Raw genomic sequence first — 20,368 nt, 5'->3', positions numbered from 1 at the left:
TAATGGGTGGCCGGGGGCGGGAGCGCAACCCTTTCCCGGCGCCGCTCCCACCGGACGCGCCCCGGTCAGTTCAGCTGCAGTCGGACCCGATCGACCGACATCCGGCGGCGGACCTCGCCCGGATCGTCCAGGCTGCGGGCGCGGGACAGGGCCTCCAGCGCGCCGGCAAGGGCGCCCTGCTTCTCGCGGGCGGCGGCGACGTCGAGCCAGGGGCGATGGTCCTCGGGGTCGAGCAGGGCGCGGCGCAGGGCCGAGCGCTCGGCGCTTTCATAGTCCCGGGCCTTGATGGCCCGGATGAAGAGCAGGTTCTGCAGCCGGATCAGGGCCTGGCGGTCGCTGACCGGGGCCATCAGCACGTCCAGCCGGTCGGCCACGTGCGGCGTCAGCCCGGCGCGCAGGGCCCGGCGGGTCAGCTCGGACGGCAGGACCAGCCGCCCCTGGCTGAACGGGTCCAGCGCCACCGGTCCTTCGGCGGTTTCCACCCTGAGCAGGAAGTGGCCGGGGAAGTCGACGCCCTGGGCCTTCACCCCGGTCCGGCGGGCGGCGTCGAGATAGAGGATGGCCAGGGCCGCGGACAGGCCGCGCCGACGCTCTGTGACGTCGATGATGTCGGTGTTGCCGACGTGGTCGAAATGGATGAGGTCGCCATTGAGCCGCAGATCCCCGGCCATGGTCTCGGCCAGGGCGTCGTCGGGGCTCTCGCCGGCCATCCGCTCGGCCAGGCGTTCGGCGGCGGCTGCGGCCAGCAGGCGGACCGGTTCCGGATCGCGGAAGGGGTAGTCGTGGATGGCGCAGGCGATGGCCGCCTCCAGCAGCGGGAAGGCGTCATCATCGGCCTGACCGGCCGCCTGCAGACAGAACTCGGCGTCTTCGCGTGTCATCCCCGCCCCCGGTTCACACCCGGACGATGGCGCGGAAAGCGCCCGGGAGCCAGCGCCACGGTATCGATCCGGAGCAGATGTCCGGCCAAGCTGGGTCTTTGACGCAACACCGCCCGGCCGGCCGAGAGCAGCCGTTCGTACTGTTCCGCCCCCAGGGCGGCGAGGGCCTGATCCAGTGTCGCCCGGCGCTTGACCTCGACCACGGCGAGGGTGCGGCCGCGGCGGGCGAGGATGTCGATCTCGCCCGCCCGGGTCTTCAGACGGAAGCCGAGGATCTGGTAGCCCTTGAGCATCAACAGGGCGGCGGCCAGCCATTCGGAACGATGTCCGGCCCGGTGGGCCGTCTTGCCGAGGCGAACGCGCCAGCCGCGCGACGGCGTCTTCGCGACCTTCGGCGCCTGGAGGCGGTCCGAGGGTCGTTTCCGGGTCACCGGCCCTGCAGCTCCAGCGCCCGCTTGTAGAGCGGCTTGCGGGGCAGGTTCAGCGCCCTCGACACCTCCGCCGCCGCCTCGCCGGGCGGCAGGCGGGTCAGGGCTTCGGTCAGGGCGGCGTCCGCGTCGGCCTCGGAGGCGACTTCCGTCTCGCCGGGGCCGACGACGATGACGATCTCGCCCTTGGGCGACTGGCAGCGGGGATCGACGGCCAGCTCCGGCAGCGCGCCGCGCACGCACTCCTCGTAGAGCTTGGTCAGTTCGCGGGCCACCGCGGCGGGGCGGGGGCCGAGGACGGCGGCCATGTCGGCGAGGCTGTCGGCCAGGCGGGGGCCGCTCTCAAAGAAGACGAGCGTCTGGCGGGCGGTGCGCAGCTCTTCCAGCGCGGTGCGGCGGGCGCCGGACCTGGCCGGCAGGAAGCCGGCGAAGGTGACCCGGTCGGCGGGCAGGCCGGCGATGCACAGGGCGGCCAGCAGGCTGGAGGCGCCGGGGATGGGATGCACCGGCAGGCCCTCGGCCAGCACGGCGCGGGCGACGACGAAGCCCGGGTCCGAGATCATCGGCGTGCCCGCGTCGGACACCAGGGCGACGACGGCGCCGTCCTTGAGCAGTTCGACGGCCTGTTCGGCGGCCCGGGCCGAGGCGTGGTCGTCGCAGCGCTCCAGCTTCGCCTTCAGCCCATAGGCCGACAGCAGCCTGGCGGTCACCCGGGTGTCCTCGGCCAGCACCAGATCGGCGGCGGCCAGCACGTCGAGCGCGCGCAGGGTCATGTCGCGCAAATTCCCGATCGGCGTCGCCACCAGATAGAGGCCCGGCGCAACGGTGCGGGCGGGCGGGGCGGTCGGGGGGAAGAGGGACGGATCAGGCATCAGCGGGACCGTGCCTGACAGGGTCGGCCCTGTCAGGGGAAAAATGCCGAAACCCTGCCATGTCGAGACTCCCTGTCCTGCTGAGGAGGCAGCGTAGCGCGGGGGTGCGTCAGGAATGGACGGGTCCGCTTCCTTCTCCCCTCGGGGGAGAAGGTGGGCGGCGGAGCCGCTCGGATGAGGGGGACTGTCACAGCTTCCGCCCTTCGTCCCGGCTCGCATTCGGAAATCCCCCTCATCCGGCCCTCCGGGCCACCTTCTCCCCCGAGGGGAGAAGGGAAGGTCAGGGAAGACAGGGTCCGGCGCCACGGATTGGCAGGGTTGGACGGTGTCGGGAGTCTCAGGTCAGCAGGGCCTTCAGCACCGCGTCGAGCAGGGGGCGGCCCGCAGCGGTGGCGGCGATGCGGTCGTCCTGAAGGCCGAGGAAGCCGTCGGCCAGCAGGTCGGCGAGACGGCCCCGGTCGGGCGAGAAGTCGAGTGCGGCGAGATCGGCGAGAGAGACGCCCTCGACCGTGCGCAGGCCGAGCAGGAGGCGTTCCTCGGCGGCCTCGAGCGGGGACTGGCCCTCGCGCTCGATCCATGGGGTGTCGGAGGCGACGCCGGTGATGTAGTCGGCGATGCCCCGGTGCGCGACGGTGGCGGTGCGGACCCCTTCCAGGGTCAGGCGGCCGTGGGCGCCGGGGCCGACGCCGATGTAGTCGCCGCCGCGCCAGACATGCAGGTTGTGGCTGGAGCGGGCCGCGACGCCTCGCGCGTGGTTGGAGACCTCATAGGCGTCGAAGCCCGCTCCCTCGAGCACAGTCTGGGTGGTCTCGTAGAGTTCGGCGGCCAGGTCCTCGTCGGGCGGAACCAGCGTGCCGCGCGCGAAGGCGCGGCCGAAGGCGGTCGTGGGTTCGATGGTCAGCTGGTAGGGCGAGACGTGCTCGAAGCCGAGGCCCAGCGCCTCGGACAGCTCGGCGCGCCAGTCGGCGACGGTCTGGCCCGGGCGGGCGTAGATCAGGTCGATGGACAGGCGGGGGAAGGCGCGGGCGGCTACGGCCACGGCGCGACGCGCCTCGTCGGCGGAATGGTTGCGGCCGAGCGCCTTCAGCGCGGCGTCGTCCAGCGCCTGCACCCCCATGGACAGGCGGTTGATCCCGGCGGCGGCCAAGGCTGTGAAGCGGTCGGCCTCGGCGTCGGTGGGATTGGCCTCCAGCGTGATCTCGATGGGGCCGCGCGGGGCGAACAGGGCCTGCGCCCGCTCAACCACCCGGGCGACGGCGGCGGGGTCCATCAGCGAAGGGGTGCCGCCGCCGAAGAAGATCGAGGCGAGCCGCCGCGGGTCGGTCAGGGCCGCCTGCGCCGCGAGATCGGCGAGGATGGCGTCGACCAGCCGGGCCTGCTCCTCCGTCCGGCCCCGGTCGCGCACGACGTTGAAGTCGCAATAGGGGCAGATCCGGGCGCAGTAGGGCCAGTGGATGTAGAGCGCGACGTCGCTGCCGGGGTGGGGGGGCATGAAGGGGGTGACGGGTGGTTGGGGTGAAAAGTGAATGGTGAGTCGTGAGTAGACGCAGCGTGCCGGCGCTGACGCCCGAGGGTCTTGATCGCTTTCGGACTCGAGCGCCAGCGCGCACTCAATCGCCATTCACGACTCACTGCTCACTCTTCACTCAGTCCATCAGCGCCGCCTTCAGCTTTTCCAACGCCCGCGCCCGGTGGCTGAGCGAGTCCTTCACCGCCGGATCCAGCTGGCCGAAGGTCTGCGTCTGGCCCTCCGGGATGAAGATGGGGTCATAGCCGAAGCCGCGATCGCCGCGCGGAGGGAAGGTCAGCAGGCCGTGGACCTGGCCCTCGACCACCACGGCGGGGCCGTGCGGCCAGGCGACCGCGAGCGCCGAGGTGAACCAGGCGCGCCGGTCGTCGGACCGGATTTCCTCGAGGCGTTCCTCCACCCGCCGCATGGCGAAGGCGAAATCCTTCTCCGGACCGGCCCAGCGAGCGGAAAAGATGCCCGGCGCGCCGTCCAGGGCCGCGACCGACAGGCCGGAGTCGTCGGCCAGGGCCACCTCGCCCGACAGGTCGGCCGCGTGGCGGGCTTTCAGCAGGGCGTTGCCGACGAAGCTACCCTCCGTTTCCTCGGGTTCGGGGATGTTCAGGCTTCCGGCGGTGACCACCTCGTAATGTCCGCCGAGAAGGGCCGTGATCTCCGGAACCTTGCCCGGGTTGTGGGTCGCGGCGACGATGCGCATCCCTTTGACAAGTTTCAGCATTTTGACCTCAAGCGACGCTGTTACGTTTCATTGCACAAGTTTAATATCGTTAAACGATATGTAACATGACTTCCACCGGTGCACGTCCTATCTATTATCTCAAGAACGGACGCCGCGACGTTCTCCGATTTGAGCCCCAAGGGCAAAATCGATGCAGCGGGATAACGAAAGAGGGGTGAAAACATCCCTCGCTCAGAGATCAACGGAGAACGACTATGAACACCATGAACGCTTCCTACTTCGTCGAAAAGATCGGCCACGGCGTGCTGAACACCTTCCTCCTGGCCGCCATGCCGACCGCCTTCATCGCGACCCTCGTCCAGTTCTTCTGACCTGACCGGTCACGGAGCTTTGACGATCCGCATGACAACCGCGATTAATAAGACCGCGCGCGGGTTCGCCGGACCCCGCGCGGCGATCGCGCCCCGACGTCCGGCCTGAAAGGCGCCGCCGTCATGCGTATCCCGAACCTGTCTGCTCTCGGGATCCGCCTTCCGCGTCTGGCCCCCGGCCGGATGAGCCGACTGCTCGGCGCGGTCCTTCGGGTCGCCTTCTGGGCCCTGACCCTGGCCACCGCCGCGGCGGTCTGCCTGTTCATCTTCATGATTTTCGTGCCGCTGGGCGTCAACGGCGTGACCGTGGCCACCGATTCCGGCGGAATCAGCGTGCCGGTCCCGCGCGTCTACATCCTGTTCGCCGTCGGCGCGATCACCGCCTATCTGGGCGGTTTCTCCCTGATCCTGCATCACCTGCGCGCGATGGTGCGCGCCCTGCAGATCGGCGACCCCTTCCAGCCCGCCAATGTGAGCCGCCTGAAGCAGATCGGCGTGACCCTGACCGTGGTCACCGGCGGCGCCTGGGCCGGCCAGTATCTGGTGTCGCGGCTGGTGCGCGGGGAACTGGAGCCGCCGAGCCTGTTCGATCTGGTGACCCCGGCCTTTTCGGTTCTGGTCGTCTTCGTCCTGGCGGAAGTGTTCCGCGAGGGCGCGCGCCTGCGCCGTGAATCCGAGCTGACCATTTAATGTTGGCGCGCGTCCAAAAGGCTCCGCCTTTTCGACCCGGCGCGCGCCGGGTAGAGAGTTTCCATGGCCATTCGCGTCCAGCTTGATCGTATTCTCGTCGAACGGCGCATGTCGCTGACCGAGCTGGCCGACCGCGTGGGCGTGACCCTGGCCAATCTGTCGATCCTGAAGACCGGCAAGGCGCGGGCGGTGCGGTTTTCGACCCTGGACGCCCTGTGCCGCGAGCTGAATTGCCAGCCCGGCGACCTTCTCGCCTGGACCCCCGGTCCGCAGGAGACGGCTCCGGACGAGGACCTCGACGGCGCCTCATGAGCCGGGGGGACGATCTCAGTCCCGACGACCGCCGCATCTGGGCCCGCGTCACGAGCTCGGTGAAGGAGAAGGTCGCGAAGAAGGCGCTCCGCGTCACGCCGGGCGTGGCCGAGGGTGACGCAAGCGCCGTCCTCCCGCCCAGAGGGACGGGCAGGACCCCGCCGAAGCCCGCCCGGCCGCGTCCGGCCGGCGTCCCCGTTTTCGCAGAGCCCTCGCCCCCGCCGTCATCCCGCAGTCGAGGCGCGCCGGAAGAGCTGGAGCCGCGCCGCAAGCGCCGCCTGTCGCGCGAGCGCGATCCGATCGAGGCGAAGATCGATCTGCACGGGTACGGTCGCTTCCAGGCCCAGGACGCCCTGACGGCCTTCCTGCTCGGCGCGCAGGCGCGGGGCTATCGCTCGGTGCTGGTGGTGACCGGGCAGGGCCGTCGCGGCGGCACGGGCATCATCCGCGCCTCGGTGCACGAATGGCTGGCCGCGCCGGGACTGCGGACGGTGGTGTCCGGGTTTGCGCCCGCCGCCCGCCATCACGGCGGGGACGGGGCGCTGTATGTGACCATTCGCCGGAGCTAGAGGCGGCCGGCGGCGTGCCGGGAAGTGATTGGTGATTAGTGGTTGGTGGATGGCCGTTGAACGAGCGGCTCCAGGACGACCTCTGAACGAGGACGCATCGAACCACCAATCACCAACCACCAGTCACGAACCAGCCCCCGTCAGCCCAGAACCAGTCCCGCCTCTTCCGCCAGAGTCTTCAGCGACACCATCGGGCGCGGGCCCCAGTGGGCGATGACTTCGGAGGCGGCCAGGGAGCCGAGCTTGCCGGCGTCCTCCAGCGACAGGCCGCGGGCCAGGCCCAGCAGCAGGCCGGCGGCGTACTGGTCGCCGGCGCCGGTGGTGTCGATGACCTTGTCGACCGGGAAGGCGGCGACCGCGACGCGCTGGTCGCCCGAGATGACGACCGAGCCTTCGGCGCCGCGGGTGACGGCGGCGACCTCAACCCTTTCCGCCAGACGCGCGGCGGCGGCGTCGAAGTCTTCGGTTTCGAACAGGGCGGCCAGTTCGGCCTCATTGGCCAGGACGATGTCGGCCGAGGCCTCGATGAAGGCCAGGAGCTCGGCGCGCCAGCGGTGGACGACGAAGCTGTCCGACAGGGTGATGGCGACCTTGCGACCGGCCGCGTGGGCGGCGGCGGCGGCGGCCTCGAAGGCGGCGCGGGCCGGGGCCGGGTCGAACAGATAGCCTTCCAGATAGACGATGGCCGAGGCGCCGATCAGGTCGGCGTCGATGTCGGCGACGGTCAGCTGGTTGGCGGCGCCCAGGAAGGTGCACATGGTGCGCTGGCCGTCCGGGGTGACGTTGATCATGCAGACGCCGGTGGCGTGGCCCGAGGCGGCGCCGTCCGTCAGGACCGGGGTGTCGAAGTGAACGCCGACGGCGCGGATGTCGTGGGCGAAGACGCCGCCGAGCTGATCGTCGGCCACCTTGCCGATATAGGCCGCGCGGCCGCCGAACCCGCCGACGCCCGCGACGGTGTTGCCCGCCGAACCGCCCGAGGCTTCGACGCCGGGAGCCATGGCGGCGTAGAGGGCGGCGCTCTGGCCGGCGTCGACCAGCTGCATCGAACCGGCGATCAGGCCCTGGGCCTCGAGGAAGGCGGGCTCGCAGGGGGCCAGGACATCGACGATGGCGTTGCCGACGGCGATGACGTCGTATTGGGGAGCGGTCTGGGTCATGGGCGGGGCAATATCGGTTGAGGGTGAAGAGTGCTAGTGACTCGTGAGTGGATGACGCATGACACCTGTCGGCGCTGAGGCCTGCTCACAGCCCCGCTGAGGCCTTCACCACTCCCGACGCACCAGCACTCTTCACCCCTTTCGACGGCCCGGCTATCACCAGTGCATGACCCGTATCGCCGTCCTCACCCCCGATCCCGCCGATCCCTCCTACGCCGGTCAGTGGCCGGGCGTGCTGGAACGCCTGTCGACGGCGCTGGCGGCGGCGGACATCACCGTCGAGCCGACGCCGTGGACCGACCATGTCGCGGACGCGTCGCGCCTGACCGATTATCCGCTGGTCCTGCCGGTGATCGTCTGGGGCTATCACCGCGACCATCAACGGTGGATCCAGGCCTGCCGGACCTGGGAGGCGGCGGGGGTCCGGATGCAGAATCCGGCGTCGGTGATCGGCTGGAACTCGGACAAGCGCTATCTGGGCCGCCTGGCCGACAGGGGCGTGGCCGTTCCGGACACGATCTGGGTCGACGGGGTGAGCCAGGCTGACGTCGACGCCGCCTTTGATCGCTTCGGCGCGGAGGTGGTGGTGGTCAAGCCGCGCGTCTCGGGCGGGGCGTGGAAGACGCTGCGGCTGGCGCGGGGCGAGGTCCTGGACGGTGCGCCCGAAGGACCGGCGATGATCCAGCCCTATCTGCCGTCGATCGAGACCGAGGGGGAGACCAGCCTGCTGTTCTTCGGCGGCCGGCTGAGCCACGTGGTCAACAAGCGGCCGGTGGACGGCGACTTCCGCATCCAGGTGCAGTTCGGCGGCCGGTATACGGCCCTGCCTGAGCCGCCGGAGGGGGCGCTGGCGCTCGCCGGGGCGACGCTGGAGGCGATCGGGGAGGACCTGCTCTATGCGCGGATCGACATGGCGCGGGCGCCGGACGGCGGCTGGCGTCTGATGGAGGCCGAACTGATCGAGCCGGACTTCTATCTGGGATCGGCGCCGGACGGCGGGCGGAATTTCGCCGACGCCGTCCGGGCCTTGCTGGACCGCTGATCAGGCGGCTTCGCGCAGGGGCGGGAGCAGGTTGTCCAGCTCCAGCAGGCTGATCATGCCGCCGTCGACGGCGAAGATGCCGGCGATCAGGCCGGCGGCGTCGCCCTGGCCCATCTCGGGGGTTTGCTGAAGAACGGCGTCGTTCATCTGCATGATCTCCGACACCGCCTCGACCAGCAGGCCGACGGTGCGCCCGCCGCAGCGCGCCACCATGATGGCGTGCCGGGCCGACGGCTCGGAGGTCGGCAGGCCGAGCCGGGCCGCCAGGTCGATGATCGGCAGGACGGTGCCGCGCAGATTGACCACGCCGGTCATCCACGAGGGCGCCTCGGGCAGGGGGGTGACCGGCGTCCAGCCCCGGATCTCCAGCACCGAAATAATGTCGATGCAGAAGGCCTGGTCGCCGACGCGGAAGCCGACCAGCTCCCGCGTCGCGCCGTTGGCGAGGTCCGCCGTCATCAGAACTCCTCCCATCCGTCCGTGACCACGGCGGCGCGGGCCCCGCCCCCGGCGACCATGCGCTGGCGAGCCGGAGGCGCGGAGGGGGCGGCATAGGTCTCGATCCGGGCCTCGACGGCGCGCACGGGACTGGGCCGGCGGCCGGCCTCGCTGACCCGGAAGCGTCCGACCAGTTCGGCCAGGGTCGCGGATTCGCGGTTGAGGTTCAGGCTGGCGGCGGTCGATTCCTCCACCATGGCGGCGTTCTGCTGGGTGACCTGGTCCATATCGTTCACCGCGGTGTTGACCTGGGCCAGGCCGGAGGCCTGTTCCTGGGTGGAGGCGCGGATCTCGCTCATCAGTTCGCTGATCTCGCCGATGCGGCTGACGATGCCGGTCAGGGCCTCGCCGGACTGGCGGACCAGGACCACGCCGTCCTTCACCTGGGCGCCGGAGGCCGAGATGAGGGTCTTGATCTCCTTGGCCGAGTCCGCCGACCGCTGGGCCAGGGCGCGCACCTCGGAGGCGACGACCGCGAAGCCGCGTCCCGCTTCGCCGGCGCGGGCCGCCTCGACCCCGGCGTTCAGGGCCAGCAGGTTGGTCTGGAAGGCGATCTCGTCGATGACGCCGATGATCTGGCCGATCTGGTCCGACGACCGTTCGATCTCGCCCATGGCCGTGACGGCGCGCTGGACGACGTCGCCGCCGTTGCGGGCCTGGTCCCGGGCATGGCCGACGACGGTGTCGGCCGACTGGGCGTTCTCGGCGGTCTTTTTCACGGTCGCCGTGATTTCGTCCAGGGCGGCGGCGGTCTCCTCCAGCGAGGCGGCCTGACGTTCGGTGCGGCGCGAGAGCTCCTCGGCCGCGCTGCTGATCTCGCCGGCGCCGGACTGCATGGAGCCGGCGTTGCTGCGGATGACTCCCATCGCCTCGTCCATGGCGGTCATCGCGCCGTTGAAATTCTCGCGCAGGGGGCCGTAGCGGCCCGGGAAGTCGCTGGTGATGCGATAGGACAGGTCGCCGGCGGCCACGGCGGCCAGGCCGCGGCCCGTGTCCTCGACCACGCGGGCCTGAACCTCGGCTTCATGGCGGTCCGCCTCGGCGCGACGTTCCCTCTCCAGCTCGGCGGCGGTCACGTCGGTGGCGAATTTGACCACCTTGTAGGGCTTTCCGGAGGCGTCGAGAATCGGGTTGTAGGACGCCTCGATCACGGCCCGGGCGCCGCCCTTGCCGTAACGGGTGAATTTGTCGGCGATGAACTCCCCGGCGTTCAGCCGCCGCCAGAAGGCCTTGTATTCCGGGCCGGCGGCCTCGGCCGGATCCATGAACAGGCTGTGGTGGCGCCCGCGGATTTCGTCCAGCTCATAGCCGACCACGGCAAGGAAGTTGGGGTTGGCTGTACGGACCGTGCCGTCGAGCTCGAATTCGATGACGGCCTGCGATCTGTGAACGGCGGCCAGCATGGCGCGCAGTTCCGAGAGTTCGGCCGAGTTGTCGACCGAACGCCCGCGAAGAAGGGTCTTCATGGCGGTTCTCGATATGTGAAGGACTGGGAGACGCGAACTGCACTGACCGTGACAACAAATGCTTTACGGCAGGCGCCCGTTTGCTTAGCGCGCTATATATTATGGCGAAACCTGCATTTTTCTCCCAACACGGGCATCCGGTAACGTCGGAATCCGACCTGTGCTACGGCGGCGGCGTTCCACTCTATTGTTACGCTTCCCGCCCCCCAGGAGAGCCGTGCCGACCTCAAGATATTCCCTGCAATTGAAAGTTGTTAACAGCGTCTCGCAGGCTGCGCGGCGCTGGCAGCAACGGTCGGCCGAGGCCTATCGGGGCGCGGGGCATGCGGGCGCGCCCATGAGCCTGCTCTATGTGCTGGCGGACGCCCGGCGGGGGCTCACGCTGACCGAGATCGCCGACCGGATGAAGATCACCGGCGCCAGCGTGACCCGTCTGGTGGACTGGCTTGAGGATGCGGGACTGGTCTGCCGTCGTCGCCTGATCGGGGACGGCCGGTCGCGTCTGGTGGTGATGCAGGAGAAGGGAGTGACGGCGCTGGCCGCGTTCGACGGTCTGGCGGCGGCGATGCGCAACCGGGTCTTCGACGGGGTTCCGGACGACGAACTGGTCACGGCCCTGAAGGTCCTGGACACCCTGGCGGCCCGGCTGATGACCGACCCGGGCCTGCGGTCGGAAGAGGGCGGCGCCGGGGACGAGACGGCGGACGCCTGATCACGCCCTCAGGCGGCCTCGCCGAGCGCCAGCAGGCCGGCCCGGGACGGGCAAAGGTCACTGATCACGCAGGCGCTGCATTTGGGCCGCCGCGCCGTGCAGGTGTAGCGGCCGTGCAGGATCAGCCAATGGTGCGCCTTGGGCAGCCAGTCTTCCGGGACGATCCGGTGAAGCTGGGCCTCGACCTTGTCGGGCGTTCCCGCATTGGCCAGCCCCAGCCGGTGGGAGACGCGGAAGACGTGGGTGTCGACCGCGATGGCGGGTTCGACACCCATCTCATTCAGGACGACGCTGGCGGTCTTGCGGCCCACGCCGGGCAGGGCCTGCAGGTCCTCGCGGTTCAGCGGGATCTCGCCGCCGTGTTTCTCCAGCACGATGCGGCTCAGCGCGATGACGTTCTTCGCCTTGCCGCGATACAGGCCGATGGAGTTGATGAAGGGGATCAGCCCCTCTTCGCCCAGGGCCAGCATCTTCTCCGGCGTGTCGGCGACCTTGAACAGCGTGTCGGTGGCCTTGTTGACGCCGACGTCGGTGGCCTGGGCCGAGAGGGCGACGGCGACCACGAAGGTGAAGGGGTTGGTGTAGTTCAGCTCGGTCTTCGGGTCCGGCATGAAGGCCGCCAAGCGCTCGAAGATGGTCTCGACCCGATCCTCGTCCGGGGGCCAGCGCAGCACCGGGATGGCCGCGCCGGTCATGACGGCGGGACGTTTGGGGGCGGGGGTCTTCGGACGCTTGCGCGCGGGCGGCTTCATTCCTCTACGTCGCCGGGCGCGGGGCCGGGATCAAGTCCCAGCGCCGCCAGCGCCTCCCGCGCCGCGCGTTCGCCCTCCATCCAGGCGCCGTGGGCGGTGCCGTAGAAGGCCTCGGCCGTGGCCTCGCCCGCCAGGAAGATGCGGTTCTCGACCGGGACCTTGAGCGTTTTCCGGTCGCCCGCATGGCCGGGCAGGGCGTGGGAATAGGCGCCCCGGGACCAGGGATCGGCGCCCCACAGGGTCGCGACCACGGGCGACAGCCGCTTGCGCATGTCCGATCCCAGCAGATGGACCAGTTCATCGACGGCGAAGGCGTGGAAGCCCTCCTGGCCCTCGGCCTCCAGCCCCCGGGCCAGGTCGCCGCCGTAGTAGCCCTCGATCATCGAACGCCCGAACGGTCGAAGGTGGTAGCCGCCGGTGTCGGCCGTGTCGGTACGGCCCCAGAGCTGGCTGTCGGGGGGGAAGTCATCGGCCCCCGTCACGCTCATGTGCAGCTTGGAGGCCAGACCGAGCGGCACATGAGCGGCGGCCTCCACAAGGGCGGGCAGGGGCGGGTCGAACGTCAGCGTTTCCCGCGCGATCAGGTCGGTGGGGACGGTGACGATCACTGTCCGGGCCTCGATGCCGCCCCGATCCGTCGTCAGCTTCAGCGCCGGGCCGGTGTGATCAATCCTGCGCACCGGACAGTCGGTGACGACCGGGACGGGACGTCCCAGGGTCTCGATCAGCCGTCCGTATCCCTCGCGCACGCGCCAGTTCACCCCCGTGTCGCGATAGGCGTCGTAGTCGAGGATGGAGACCTCGGCGAAGCGCGCGCCGTTCAGGGCCCCGGAGATGGCGTCCATGCGTCCGTTCCAGCGGCCGCCGGGCTCCATCAGGGTCGAGGCCGGGCCCTCTTGCCCGTGCGCGGCGGCCTCGGCGATGCGCTGGTCGAAGGCGTCGAAGGCGGCGCGGAATCCGGCGATCTCGGCGTCGCTGGTCTCGTGATTGAAGGCCTGGCTCTGCCAGGGCGGCGGGGTGCGGTCGAGGGTCAGGCCCGCAGGCTCGACCCTCGCGGCCAGCGGGTTCTCGTCCGCCGAATGCAGCCAGCCGCAGCCCATGTCGAGACCCTGGCCCTCGAACGGCAGCGTCCAGGCGCGTCCGCCGATCCGGTCCCGGGCCTCCGGCACGACCACAGTCAGGGGGCGGCCTGCAAGGGTCCGGGCGGCGGCCAGACCCGCGGCGCCGGCGCCGATGATCACGATGTCTGCGGAGGCGGGGAGTGACACGGAAACCTCAGTCCTTACGTCGCGAAACATGACGTGTTGCGGCGCCGAAACAAGGGAGTTGATTTCTGGACATGACTGTCCATTTATGCGCGACGCTTTAACGCACCCTCCCCCCCGCATGAGTTCCGACATGGCCGTCAATCCCGCCGTCAAGAAACGACTTCCCCTGATCATCGCGGGCGTCGTCGCCCTTGGCCTCGTCGTCGGCGGGGTCGTCTGGTGGCAGGGCAAGCAGCGGTGGGAAGCCACCGACAACGCCTTCGTCCAGGCCGACACGACCTCGCTCAGCCCCCAGGTCGAGGGCTATGTGGTCGAGGTGCTGGTGGCCGACAACCAGCGTGTCGAGGCCGGGCAGGTCCTGATCCGTCTGGACGACGCCGACGCCAAGGCCCGGCTGGCCCAGGCCGAGGCCAATCTGGCGGCCCTTGAAGCGGCGGTGGGCAATGTCGACGCCCGCGCCCTGCAGGAACAGGCGATGATCGCCAGCCGCGCCGCCTCGGTGGCGCAGGCGCAGGCCCAGGCGGACCTGGCCCGTCAGCAGGTCAGCCGCTACAGCCAGTTGGCCGAGCAGGGGTGGGTTTCCCAGCAGCGGATCGAGACGGAGCGCGCCAGCGCCCGCACGGCCCAGGCCTCGGTCGCCGAGGCCCAGGCCGCCCTGGCCGCCGAGCAGCGCACCGCCGGCGTTCTCGGCTCGAGCCGGGAGCAGTCGGTCGCCTCGGTCGCCCAGGCCCGCGCCCTTGTCGATCAGGCCCGGATCGCGCTGGACCGCACCGTCATCCGCGCGCCGGTGTCGGGCGTGGTCGGCGCCCGCGGCGTGCGCGTGGGCCAGTATGTGCGGCCGGGCGGGGTGATCCTGTCGATCGTGCCGCTGGGCGACACCTATGTGGTGGCCAATTTCAAGGAGACCCAGCTGGACCGGATGCGGCTGGGACAGGCGGTCGAGATCAAGGCGGACGCCTTCAAAGGCGAGCCCCTGGTCGGCCACATCGACAGCTTCGCTCCGGCCACCGGTTCGGAGTTCGCCCTGATCCCCGTTGAGAACGCCACCGGCAACTTCACCAAGATCACCCAGCGCGTCCCGGTCCGCATCCGTGTGGATCGCCGCGAGGGCGCGGTCCTGCGTCCCGGCCTGTCGGTCGAGGTGAAGGTCGATCTGAAGAGCGAGGGCGGACAGACCTTCGCCGAATCCGCCGCCGCCCCGGTCCAGACCGCCGCGCGCTGAACTTCGCCCCGAACGGGGAAGGTTGAACCATGACGTCCCAGTCCGTCGCGCAGGATGCGGCCTCCGCGCCCGCCGAGCCCCAGGTCAACTGGACGATCCTCCTGCTCGGTTTCGCCGGGATGGTGATCGGCCAGTTCATGGCCATTCTCGACATCCAGATCGTTGCCTCCTCCCTGCCGCAGATCCAGGCGGGGGTGGGCGCCTCCGCGGACGAGATCAGCTGGATCCAGACCGCCTATCTGATCCCCGAGGTCGTGATGATTCCCCTGTCGGGCTATCTGTCGCGGCTGTGGGGGACGCAGAAGGTCTTCCTGCTGTCCTGCGCCGGCTTTCTGGTCATGAGCGTCGCCGTCGGCCTGTCCGCCTCGGTCGAGCAGATGATCTTCTTCCGGGCCATCCAGGGTTTTGTCGGCGGGGCGATGATCCCGACCGTCTTCGCCGTGGCCTTCACCGCCTTCCCGCCGGCGCAGCGCGTGACCGCCAGCGTGATCATGGGCCTGATCGTGACCCTGGCGCCGACCATCGGCCCGACCCTGGGCGGGCACCTCACCGAGCAGCTCAGCTGGCGCTGGCTGTTCTTCATCAATGTGCCGCCGGGTCTGCTGGTGCTGTTCCTGGTCAGCCGCTACGCCAATTTCGACAAGGGCGACCCGTCGCTGGCGAAGGGGTTCGACTGGCTGGGTCTGGCCCTGATGGCGACCTTCCTGATGAGCCTGCAGTTCGTGCTGGAGGAGGGCGCCAAGAACGACTGGTTCGCGGACGAGGAGATCCTGCTGCTGACCGTGGTCACCGCCGTGACCGGGCCCGCCTTCGTCTGGCGCACCCTGACCTACTACAATCCCATCGTGGAGCTGCGGGCCTTCGCCAATCGCAACTTCTTCGTCGGCGTGGTGATGACCTTCACCGTCGGCCTGGCCCTGTTCGGCGGGACGTTCCTGCTGCCGCTCTTCCTGGGCCGGGTGCGGGGCTATTCGGCGGCCGAGGTGGGCACGACCATGGTCGTCTCGGGTCTGGCGATGTTCGCCACCGGTCCCTTCGCCGGGCGACTGGTGCGGCTGGTTGATCCGCGCATCCTGATGTTCGGCGGGTTCATGATGTGCGCCTGGGGCATGTGGGACGCCCATGCGGTGACCAGCGAGTGGGGCTTCTGGGAGTTCGCGGGCGTCCAGGCCCTGCGCGGCGTCGGTGTGATGATCGCCATGATCGCCTCGCAGCAGGTGACCATGTCGACCCTTCCGCCGCACATGGTGAAGAACGCCTCGGGGCTGGTGAACCTGTTCCGTAACGTGGGCGGCGCGGTGGGCCTGGCCCTGCTGAACACCTCCCTGACCAGCAACACCGCCCTGCACATGAGCGAGCTGACGCAGAACATCCAGAACACCAACGGCGCCATGCAGGGGCTGCTGGCGGGCATGCAGGAGCGGTTCGCCGGCTCGATCGATCCGGCGGGGTCGGCGATGAAGGCGGTGTTTGGCATGCTGCAGCGGCAGGCGACCACCCTGGCCTTCGGCGACGCCTTCGCCATGCTGGCGATCGGCTGCGCCTTCGCCGCCTTCGTCACCCTGCTGGCCAAGCCGGTGAAGCCGCAGCCGGGCGCGCCGCCCGTGGCCTCGGACGCCCACTGATGCCCCGCGTTCCCGGACAGGTGGATGCGGCCAAGACCGAGGCCATCCTGGAGGCGGCGCTGGCGCTTTTCTCCGAGAAGGGCGCGGCCGTGTCGATGGAGGCGATCGCCCGGCAGGCGGGGGTCTCGCGCCAGACGCTGTACAACCGCTTCCCGTCCAAGACCGAGATCGGACGGGCGCTGGCGGCCCGGCGGTCGGACGCGATCAGCGCGCCCCTGCGGTCCGGAGGCGATCCGGAGACGGTCCTGACGGCCATGGCCGCCGGCCTGCTGGAAAAGATTTGCGGCGGCGACGGCCGGGCCTCGATGCGGGGAGTCGCCCTGATGTCCCCGCATACTCCTGACATCGCCCGGGCCATCTATGACGCGGGGCCGGCCGAGGGGCTGAGGCGTCTGGCCGTCTGGCTGGCGGAGCAGGACGCCGCGAAGACCCTGTCGGTTCCCGATCCCCACGCGGCGGCCGAGATGTTCGCCGGCATGACGCTGGGACATGGTCATCTGCGCGGGGTCCTGGGCGTGCCCCATCCGGCGTTCGACATCCAGGCGCGGGCGCGGGAGACGGCGCGGCGGTTCATCCGGGCTTTCGCCCCCTGACCTTCCCCGCACGGACGATAAGGGTGTAGACCGGCCGGGTTCCCGATTGCGAGTACCGCCCCATGTTGATGCACCTGTCGTCCTGGCCCGAGATCGACGCCCGGCTGAAGTCCGTGAAGACGGTGGTCGTGCCGATCGGCTCGAACGAGCAGCATGGGCCGACGGGTCTGCTGGGCACCGACTGGCTTTGCCCCGAGATCATCGCCCACGCCGCCGAGGCGACGGATGAGCAGCTGGTGGTCGCCCCGACCTTCAACATCGGCATGGCCCAGCACCATCTGGCCTTCGCCGGGACCATCTCCCTGCGCCCGTCGACCTTCATGGCGGCGATCACCGACTGGGTGAACTCGCTGAGCCGCCACGGCTTCGAGCGCATCTATTTCCTGAACGGCCACGGCGGGAATGTCGCGACCATCGAGGCGACCTTCGCCGAAATCTACGCCGAGTGGTCGTTTGTCGAGGAGCGTCCGCCCTTCGTGCTGAAGCTGCGCAACTGGTGGGACCTGCCCGGGGTGACCCCCCTGTGCAACCGCCTGTTCCCGGTCGGGCACGGGATGCACGCCACCCCGTCGGAGATCGCGGTGACCCAGGCCGCCTATCCGGACCGCATCAAGACGGCGGACTATGCGCCGAAGATCGCGCCGGTCGGGCCGATCCGTGATGCGCTGGACTATCGCGCCCGCTTCCCGGACGGCCGGATCGGCTCGGACCCGGCCCTGGCCAGCCCCGAGCACGGCCGGACCATCATCGATGCGGCTGTGCCGGGATTGCTACAGGACGTCGCCGACTTTTCGGCGGAGGTCTTGCCGTAAGGCGGGACCGGGCGCACCGTCACGGCATGAGCCCCATCGACGAGGCCGCGCGGGCCGCCCGCGCCGGACAGGAACTTCTGGAAGCCTCGGGCGATGTGATCGCCCGGCGGCTGACCATCATGGCCGAGGCCGTGGCCGATCCGGCGAAGGCGGATCTGGCCGAACTGACCCTGATGGGGTCCGAAAAGCTGGACGCCATGACGAAATCGGCCCGGATCGGGCTGAACGGCGCGGCGGTGCTGGCCCAGACGGCCCAGTCGGTCGCCGCGCGGGAAACCGCGGCCGCGGGCCGGGCCCTGGAGGCGGTGCTGCGCTCACAGACCCCGACGGAGATGGTGGCCGCCCACAGCGCCTGGGCCGCCGACGCCTGGACCCGGACCCTGGAGCAGGGCTGGGCCATGGGCGCGGCGATGCTGAAGCTTCAGACCGACGCCCTGCAGCCGATCCACGCGGCGGCGGTGGCCAACGCGGAACGGCTGAGGAAGTAGCGGCCGGCCCTTACCGGAAGGGCGGCTCGTCGAAGGCGCGGAGCTTGCGGGAGTGCAGGCGGTTGCCCTCCGCGCGCAGCAGGTCGACGGCCTGGATGCCGATCTGGAGGTGTTCCGAGATGGAGCCCTCATAAAAGCGGTTGGCCTGACCCGGCAGCTTGATCTCGCCGTGCAGCGGCTTGTCCGAGACACACAGCAGGGTCCCGTAGGGCACGCGGAAGCGGTAGCCCTGGGCGGCGATGGTGGCGCTTTCCATGTCGATGGCGACGGCGCGGCTCTGGTTGAAGCGCAGGGCCGATTTGGAATAGCGCAGCTCCCAGTTCCGGTCGTCGGTGGTGACGACGGTGCCGGTGCGCAGGCGACGCTTCACTTCCTCGCCGGGCGCGCCCGAGACGATCTTGGCGGCGTCATAGAGGGCGCGCTGGACCTCGGCGATCGAGGGGATGGGGATGTCCGGCGGCAGGACGGCGTCCAGAACGTGGTCCTCGCGCAGATAGGCGTGGGCCAGGACATAGTCGCCGATGGTCTGGGACGGACGCAGGCCGCCGCAGTGGCCGATCATCATCCAGGCGTGGGGGCGGGTGACCGCCAAGTGGTCGCAGATGGTCTTGGCGTTGGACGGGCCGACGCCGATGTTGACCAGGGTGATCCCGTTCCAGCCCGGCGCGGTCAGGTGGTAGGCGGGCATCTGGTGCTTCTTCCACGCGGCGTCGGCGACGACGGCCTCGGGATTCGGCGTATCCCGCGTGACCACCACCCCGCCCGAGGTCGAGAAGGTCTCGTAGATGCTGTTCGGATCCTTGATCTGCTCCAGCGCCCAGCGGACGAACTCGTCGACGTAGCGGTTGTAGTTGGTGAAGAGGATGTAGTTCTGGACGTCCTCGACCGGGGTGCCGGTGTAGTGGCGCAGGCGGGCCAGCGAGAAGTCGGTGCGCAGACCGTCGAACTGGGCCAGCGGGAACTCGTCCTCGGCGTCCCACAGACCGTCCGAGATTTCGTCGCCGATGTGGGCCAGGTCGGTGGTCGGGAAGTAGCGGGCGATGGCCGCCGTCATGGTGGCGTCCAGCACCACGTCCGAGCCGTCCAGCACGTAGGGGAAGGGGATCTCCTGCTCGGACGGGCCGACGTCGAAGGTGGCGCCGTAGTCCTGCTCGAGCAGGGTCAGCTGCTCCTGCAGATAGGAGCGGTAGAGTTCCGGCCGGGTGACGGTGGTCGAATAGACGCCAGGGCGCGACAGGCGGGCCCAGGCGCGGATCGGCAGGCCCTGGGGGCGGTCGCCGAACCAGCTGACCCGGAGTTCGGGATAGGCGAAGAGGCCGTTGTTCCGTTCGTCGATGTCGGGACGTTCGCCGGTGGCGAGGAAGGTCTTCACCGCGTCGCGGAGATTGGCGACGGATTGTGCGTAGAGGGTTTCGAGGCGGTCCAGCGCCGCCTGTGCTGTCATCGTATTTGTCATGGCCTCCCTTAACGGAAGACCGTGACGTTGGCGAGACGGCCCCGCTGAACACCGGTTACGGCGTGTGACGGTCAGCCGAGCGTGCGCTGGAAGAAGGCGACCACGTCGTCCAGCACCGGGGCCTTGCGGCGGAACAGGGGGGAGAAGGTCGCGATCAGGTCCTCGTGCGAAAGGTCGGGATAGAGCTTCGCCTCGCACCGCCCGCCGACCGCGCGCATCCGCTCGCACAGGATGGTGGTGTCCTCGGCGTGAACCACGGTGTCGGCGGTCCCGTGGCCCAGCCACAGGGGCGGGGCGTCGGGTCGCACGAAGCTGACCGGCTGTGTCAGGGTCAGGTCCGGGGCGCGGCCGAAGGCGTTGATCGAGGCCGGGACGTCGAGTGGAAGGAAGTCGTAGGGACCTGCGAGGCCCGCGGCGGCGCGGATCAGGCCCGGGGCCTCGGCGGCGGACATGTAGCGCCGGTCCAGGGCGATCATCAGGGCGAGGTGGGCGCCGGCGGAGTGGCCCAGAACACCCAGCCGGGCCGGATCCCCGCCGTACTGCGCGGCGATCCGCCCGGTGAAGGCCGTCGCCTCGGCGCCGTCCTGGATGAAGGCGGGGAAATGCACATCGGGGACCAGTCGGTAGTCGGGGACGACCACCAGGAAGCCGCGCGCCGCCAGGGCCTGGGCGGCCCAGCCGTAAAGCGCCTTGTCCCCGTCCGACCAGCCGCCTCCGTAGAAGAAGACCAGAACCGGCCAGGGGCGATCGGTCGCCCCGGTCGGCGCCCAGATGTCGAGCGTCTGGCGGGGGAGCGAACCATAGGCGAGGTCTCGCGCCACCCGCCGGACGCCTCCGTCCCGGGGGCCCAGGCTGTTGAGCAGCCCCAGCGGGGAACAGGCGGCGACGAGGGCGCCGAGAGCGGGGGCGAGGAGGCCGCGTCGGGTCATATCCCACATACGCAC

At 70.0% G+C, this 20,368-nt stretch carries 22 protein-coding genes; 10 read left to right on the top strand and 12 right to left on the bottom strand.

Features of this window, described 5'->3' with window-relative positions; all coding sequences use genetic code 11:
• Positions 1-65 precede the first annotated feature (65 nt).
• The 5 genes from ACLQ7T_RS04870 to rdgB all read right to left on the bottom strand — a co-directional run bounded on the left by ACLQ7T_RS04870 (position 66) and on the right by rdgB (position 4,427).
• Positions 66-881: a SirB1 family protein gene (locus tag ACLQ7T_RS04870; RefSeq protein WP_420478400.1), complete on the bottom strand. Its 816-nt coding sequence runs from the start codon at positions 879-881 to the stop codon at positions 66-68.
• Entirely contained in the window at positions 878-1,312 is a 435-nt protein-coding gene (locus ACLQ7T_RS04865; RefSeq protein WP_420478399.1) for a YraN family protein, read from the bottom strand. Before ACLQ7T_RS04865 ends, ACLQ7T_RS04870 begins: the two co-directional genes overlap by 4 nt.
• On the bottom strand, positions 1,309-2,181 hold the full coding sequence (gene rsmI / locus ACLQ7T_RS04860; RefSeq protein WP_420478398.1) for a 16S rRNA (cytidine(1402)-2'-O)-methyltransferase: 873 nt from the start codon (positions 2,179-2,181) through the stop codon (positions 1,309-1,311). Before rsmI ends, ACLQ7T_RS04865 begins: the two co-directional genes overlap by 4 nt.
• A gap of 337 nt (positions 2,182-2,518) precedes the next feature.
• A complete protein-coding gene (gene hemW, locus ACLQ7T_RS04855) occupies positions 2,519-3,673 on the bottom strand; it encodes a radical SAM family heme chaperone HemW (protein ID WP_420478397.1) in 1,155 nt (384 codons plus the stop codon).
• Between the two features lie 154 nt (positions 3,674-3,827).
• Complete coding sequence (gene rdgB, locus ACLQ7T_RS04850) at positions 3,828-4,427, bottom strand: RdgB/HAM1 family non-canonical purine NTP pyrophosphatase (RefSeq protein ID WP_420478396.1); 600 nt, start codon at positions 4,425-4,427, stop codon at positions 3,828-3,830.
• A gap of 455 nt (positions 4,428-4,882) precedes the next feature.
• Here rdgB and ACLQ7T_RS04845 point away from each other — a divergent pair, with 455 nt between their 5' ends.
• The 3 genes from ACLQ7T_RS04845 (at position 4,883) to ACLQ7T_RS04835 (ending at position 6,330) form a co-directional block, all read left to right on the top strand.
• Positions 4,883-5,449, top strand: a complete 567-nt coding sequence (locus ACLQ7T_RS04845) for a DUF2975 domain-containing protein (RefSeq protein WP_420478395.1) — start codon at positions 4,883-4,885, stop codon at positions 5,447-5,449.
• Positions 5,450-5,512: 63 nt separating this feature from the next.
• Complete coding sequence (locus ACLQ7T_RS04840) at positions 5,513-5,761, top strand: helix-turn-helix domain-containing protein (protein WP_420470216.1); 249 nt, start codon at positions 5,513-5,515, stop codon at positions 5,759-5,761.
• Entirely contained in the window at positions 5,758-6,330 is a 573-nt protein-coding gene (locus ACLQ7T_RS04835; RefSeq protein WP_420478394.1) for a Smr/MutS family protein, read from the top strand. Before ACLQ7T_RS04840 ends, ACLQ7T_RS04835 begins: the two co-directional genes overlap by 4 nt.
• A gap of 140 nt (positions 6,331-6,470) precedes the next feature.
• Here ACLQ7T_RS04835 and ACLQ7T_RS04830 read toward each other — a convergent pair whose 3' ends face one another.
• Positions 6,471-7,490 (bottom strand): adenosine kinase, encoded by a 1,020-nt coding sequence (locus ACLQ7T_RS04830; protein ID WP_420478393.1) that lies wholly within the window; start codon positions 7,488-7,490, stop codon positions 6,471-6,473.
• Between the two features lie 166 nt (positions 7,491-7,656).
• Here ACLQ7T_RS04830 and ACLQ7T_RS04825 point away from each other — a divergent pair, with 166 nt between their 5' ends.
• Complete coding sequence (locus tag ACLQ7T_RS04825; protein WP_420478392.1) at positions 7,657-8,532, top strand: ATP-grasp domain-containing protein; 876 nt, start codon at positions 7,657-7,659, stop codon at positions 8,530-8,532.
• Here the strand turns inward: ACLQ7T_RS04825 and ACLQ7T_RS04820 are convergent, their stop codons facing one another.
• Both ACLQ7T_RS04820 and ACLQ7T_RS04815 read right to left on the bottom strand, forming a co-directional pair.
• A complete protein-coding gene (locus tag ACLQ7T_RS04820) occupies positions 8,533-8,991 on the bottom strand; it encodes a chemotaxis protein CheW (protein ID WP_420478391.1) in 459 nt (152 codons plus the stop codon).
• Positions 8,991-10,496, bottom strand: coding sequence for a methyl-accepting chemotaxis protein (locus tag ACLQ7T_RS04815; protein ID WP_420478390.1), 1,506 nt, complete (start codon positions 10,494-10,496; stop codon positions 8,991-8,993). Before ACLQ7T_RS04815 ends, ACLQ7T_RS04820 begins: the two co-directional genes overlap by 1 nt.
• Positions 10,497-10,740: 244 nt before the next feature.
• Here ACLQ7T_RS04815 and ACLQ7T_RS04810 point away from each other — a divergent pair, with 244 nt between their 5' ends.
• Positions 10,741-11,208 carry a MarR family winged helix-turn-helix transcriptional regulator gene (locus tag ACLQ7T_RS04810; RefSeq protein WP_420478389.1) on the top strand — a complete coding sequence of 156 codons (468 nt, stop codon included), beginning with the start codon at positions 10,741-10,743 and terminating at the stop codon, positions 11,206-11,208.
• An 8-nt stretch (positions 11,209-11,216) separates the two neighbouring features.
• Here ACLQ7T_RS04810 and nth read toward each other — a convergent pair whose 3' ends face one another.
• Positions 11,217-11,960 carry an endonuclease III gene (nth, locus tag ACLQ7T_RS04805; protein ID WP_420478388.1) on the bottom strand — a complete coding sequence of 248 codons (744 nt, stop codon included), beginning with the start codon at positions 11,958-11,960 and terminating at the stop codon, positions 11,217-11,219.
• Positions 11,957-13,228 carry a flavin monoamine oxidase family protein gene (locus ACLQ7T_RS04800; protein ID WP_420478387.1) on the bottom strand — a complete coding sequence of 424 codons (1,272 nt, stop codon included), beginning with the start codon at positions 13,226-13,228 and terminating at the stop codon, positions 11,957-11,959. Before ACLQ7T_RS04800 ends, nth begins: the two co-directional genes overlap by 4 nt.
• A gap of 118 nt (positions 13,229-13,346) precedes the next feature.
• Here ACLQ7T_RS04800 and ACLQ7T_RS04795 point away from each other — a divergent pair, with 118 nt between their 5' ends.
• From ACLQ7T_RS04795 to ACLQ7T_RS04775, 5 genes are all read left to right on the top strand, one after another.
• The gene (locus ACLQ7T_RS04795) at positions 13,347-14,450 is read left to right on the top strand and encodes an HlyD family secretion protein (protein ID WP_420478386.1); all 1,104 of its coding nucleotides are present in this window, start codon (positions 13,347-13,349) and stop codon (positions 14,448-14,450) included.
• Between the two features lie 29 nt (positions 14,451-14,479).
• The gene (locus ACLQ7T_RS04790) at positions 14,480-16,075 is read left to right on the top strand and encodes a DHA2 family efflux MFS transporter permease subunit (protein WP_420470226.1); all 1,596 of its coding nucleotides are present in this window, start codon (positions 14,480-14,482) and stop codon (positions 16,073-16,075) included.
• Complete coding sequence (locus tag ACLQ7T_RS04785) at positions 16,075-16,668, top strand: TetR/AcrR family transcriptional regulator (RefSeq protein WP_420470227.1); 594 nt, start codon at positions 16,075-16,077, stop codon at positions 16,666-16,668. The genes ACLQ7T_RS04790 and ACLQ7T_RS04785 overlap by 1 nt, the downstream gene beginning before the upstream one ends.
• 62 nt (positions 16,669-16,730) lie before the next feature.
• Complete coding sequence (locus tag ACLQ7T_RS04780) at positions 16,731-17,480, top strand: creatininase family protein (protein WP_420470228.1); 750 nt, start codon at positions 16,731-16,733, stop codon at positions 17,478-17,480.
• A gap of 26 nt (positions 17,481-17,506) precedes the next feature.
• Positions 17,507-17,968 (top strand): phasin family protein, encoded by a 462-nt coding sequence (locus ACLQ7T_RS04775; protein WP_420470229.1) that lies wholly within the window; start codon positions 17,507-17,509, stop codon positions 17,966-17,968.
• Between the two features lie 10 nt (positions 17,969-17,978).
• On the opposite strand, the gene ACLQ7T_RS04770 is transcribed toward ACLQ7T_RS04775, so the two are convergent.
• On the bottom strand, positions 17,979-19,424 hold the full coding sequence (locus tag ACLQ7T_RS04770; RefSeq protein WP_420478385.1) for an AMP nucleosidase: 1,446 nt from the start codon (positions 19,422-19,424) through the stop codon (positions 17,979-17,981).
• A gap of 71 nt (positions 19,425-19,495) precedes the next feature.
• Complete coding sequence (locus ACLQ7T_RS04765) at positions 19,496-20,362, bottom strand: alpha/beta hydrolase (RefSeq protein WP_420478447.1); 867 nt, start codon at positions 20,360-20,362, stop codon at positions 19,496-19,498.
• Positions 20,363-20,368: the final 6 nt, after the last annotated feature.

This window comes from Brevundimonas sediminis (assembly GCF_048799765.1).
Lineage (GTDB): Bacteria > Pseudomonadota > Alphaproteobacteria > Caulobacterales > Caulobacteraceae > Brevundimonas.
The sequence above is the reverse complement of the archived record's forward strand: the minus strand, read 5'-3'. Positions and strand labels throughout refer to the sequence as shown.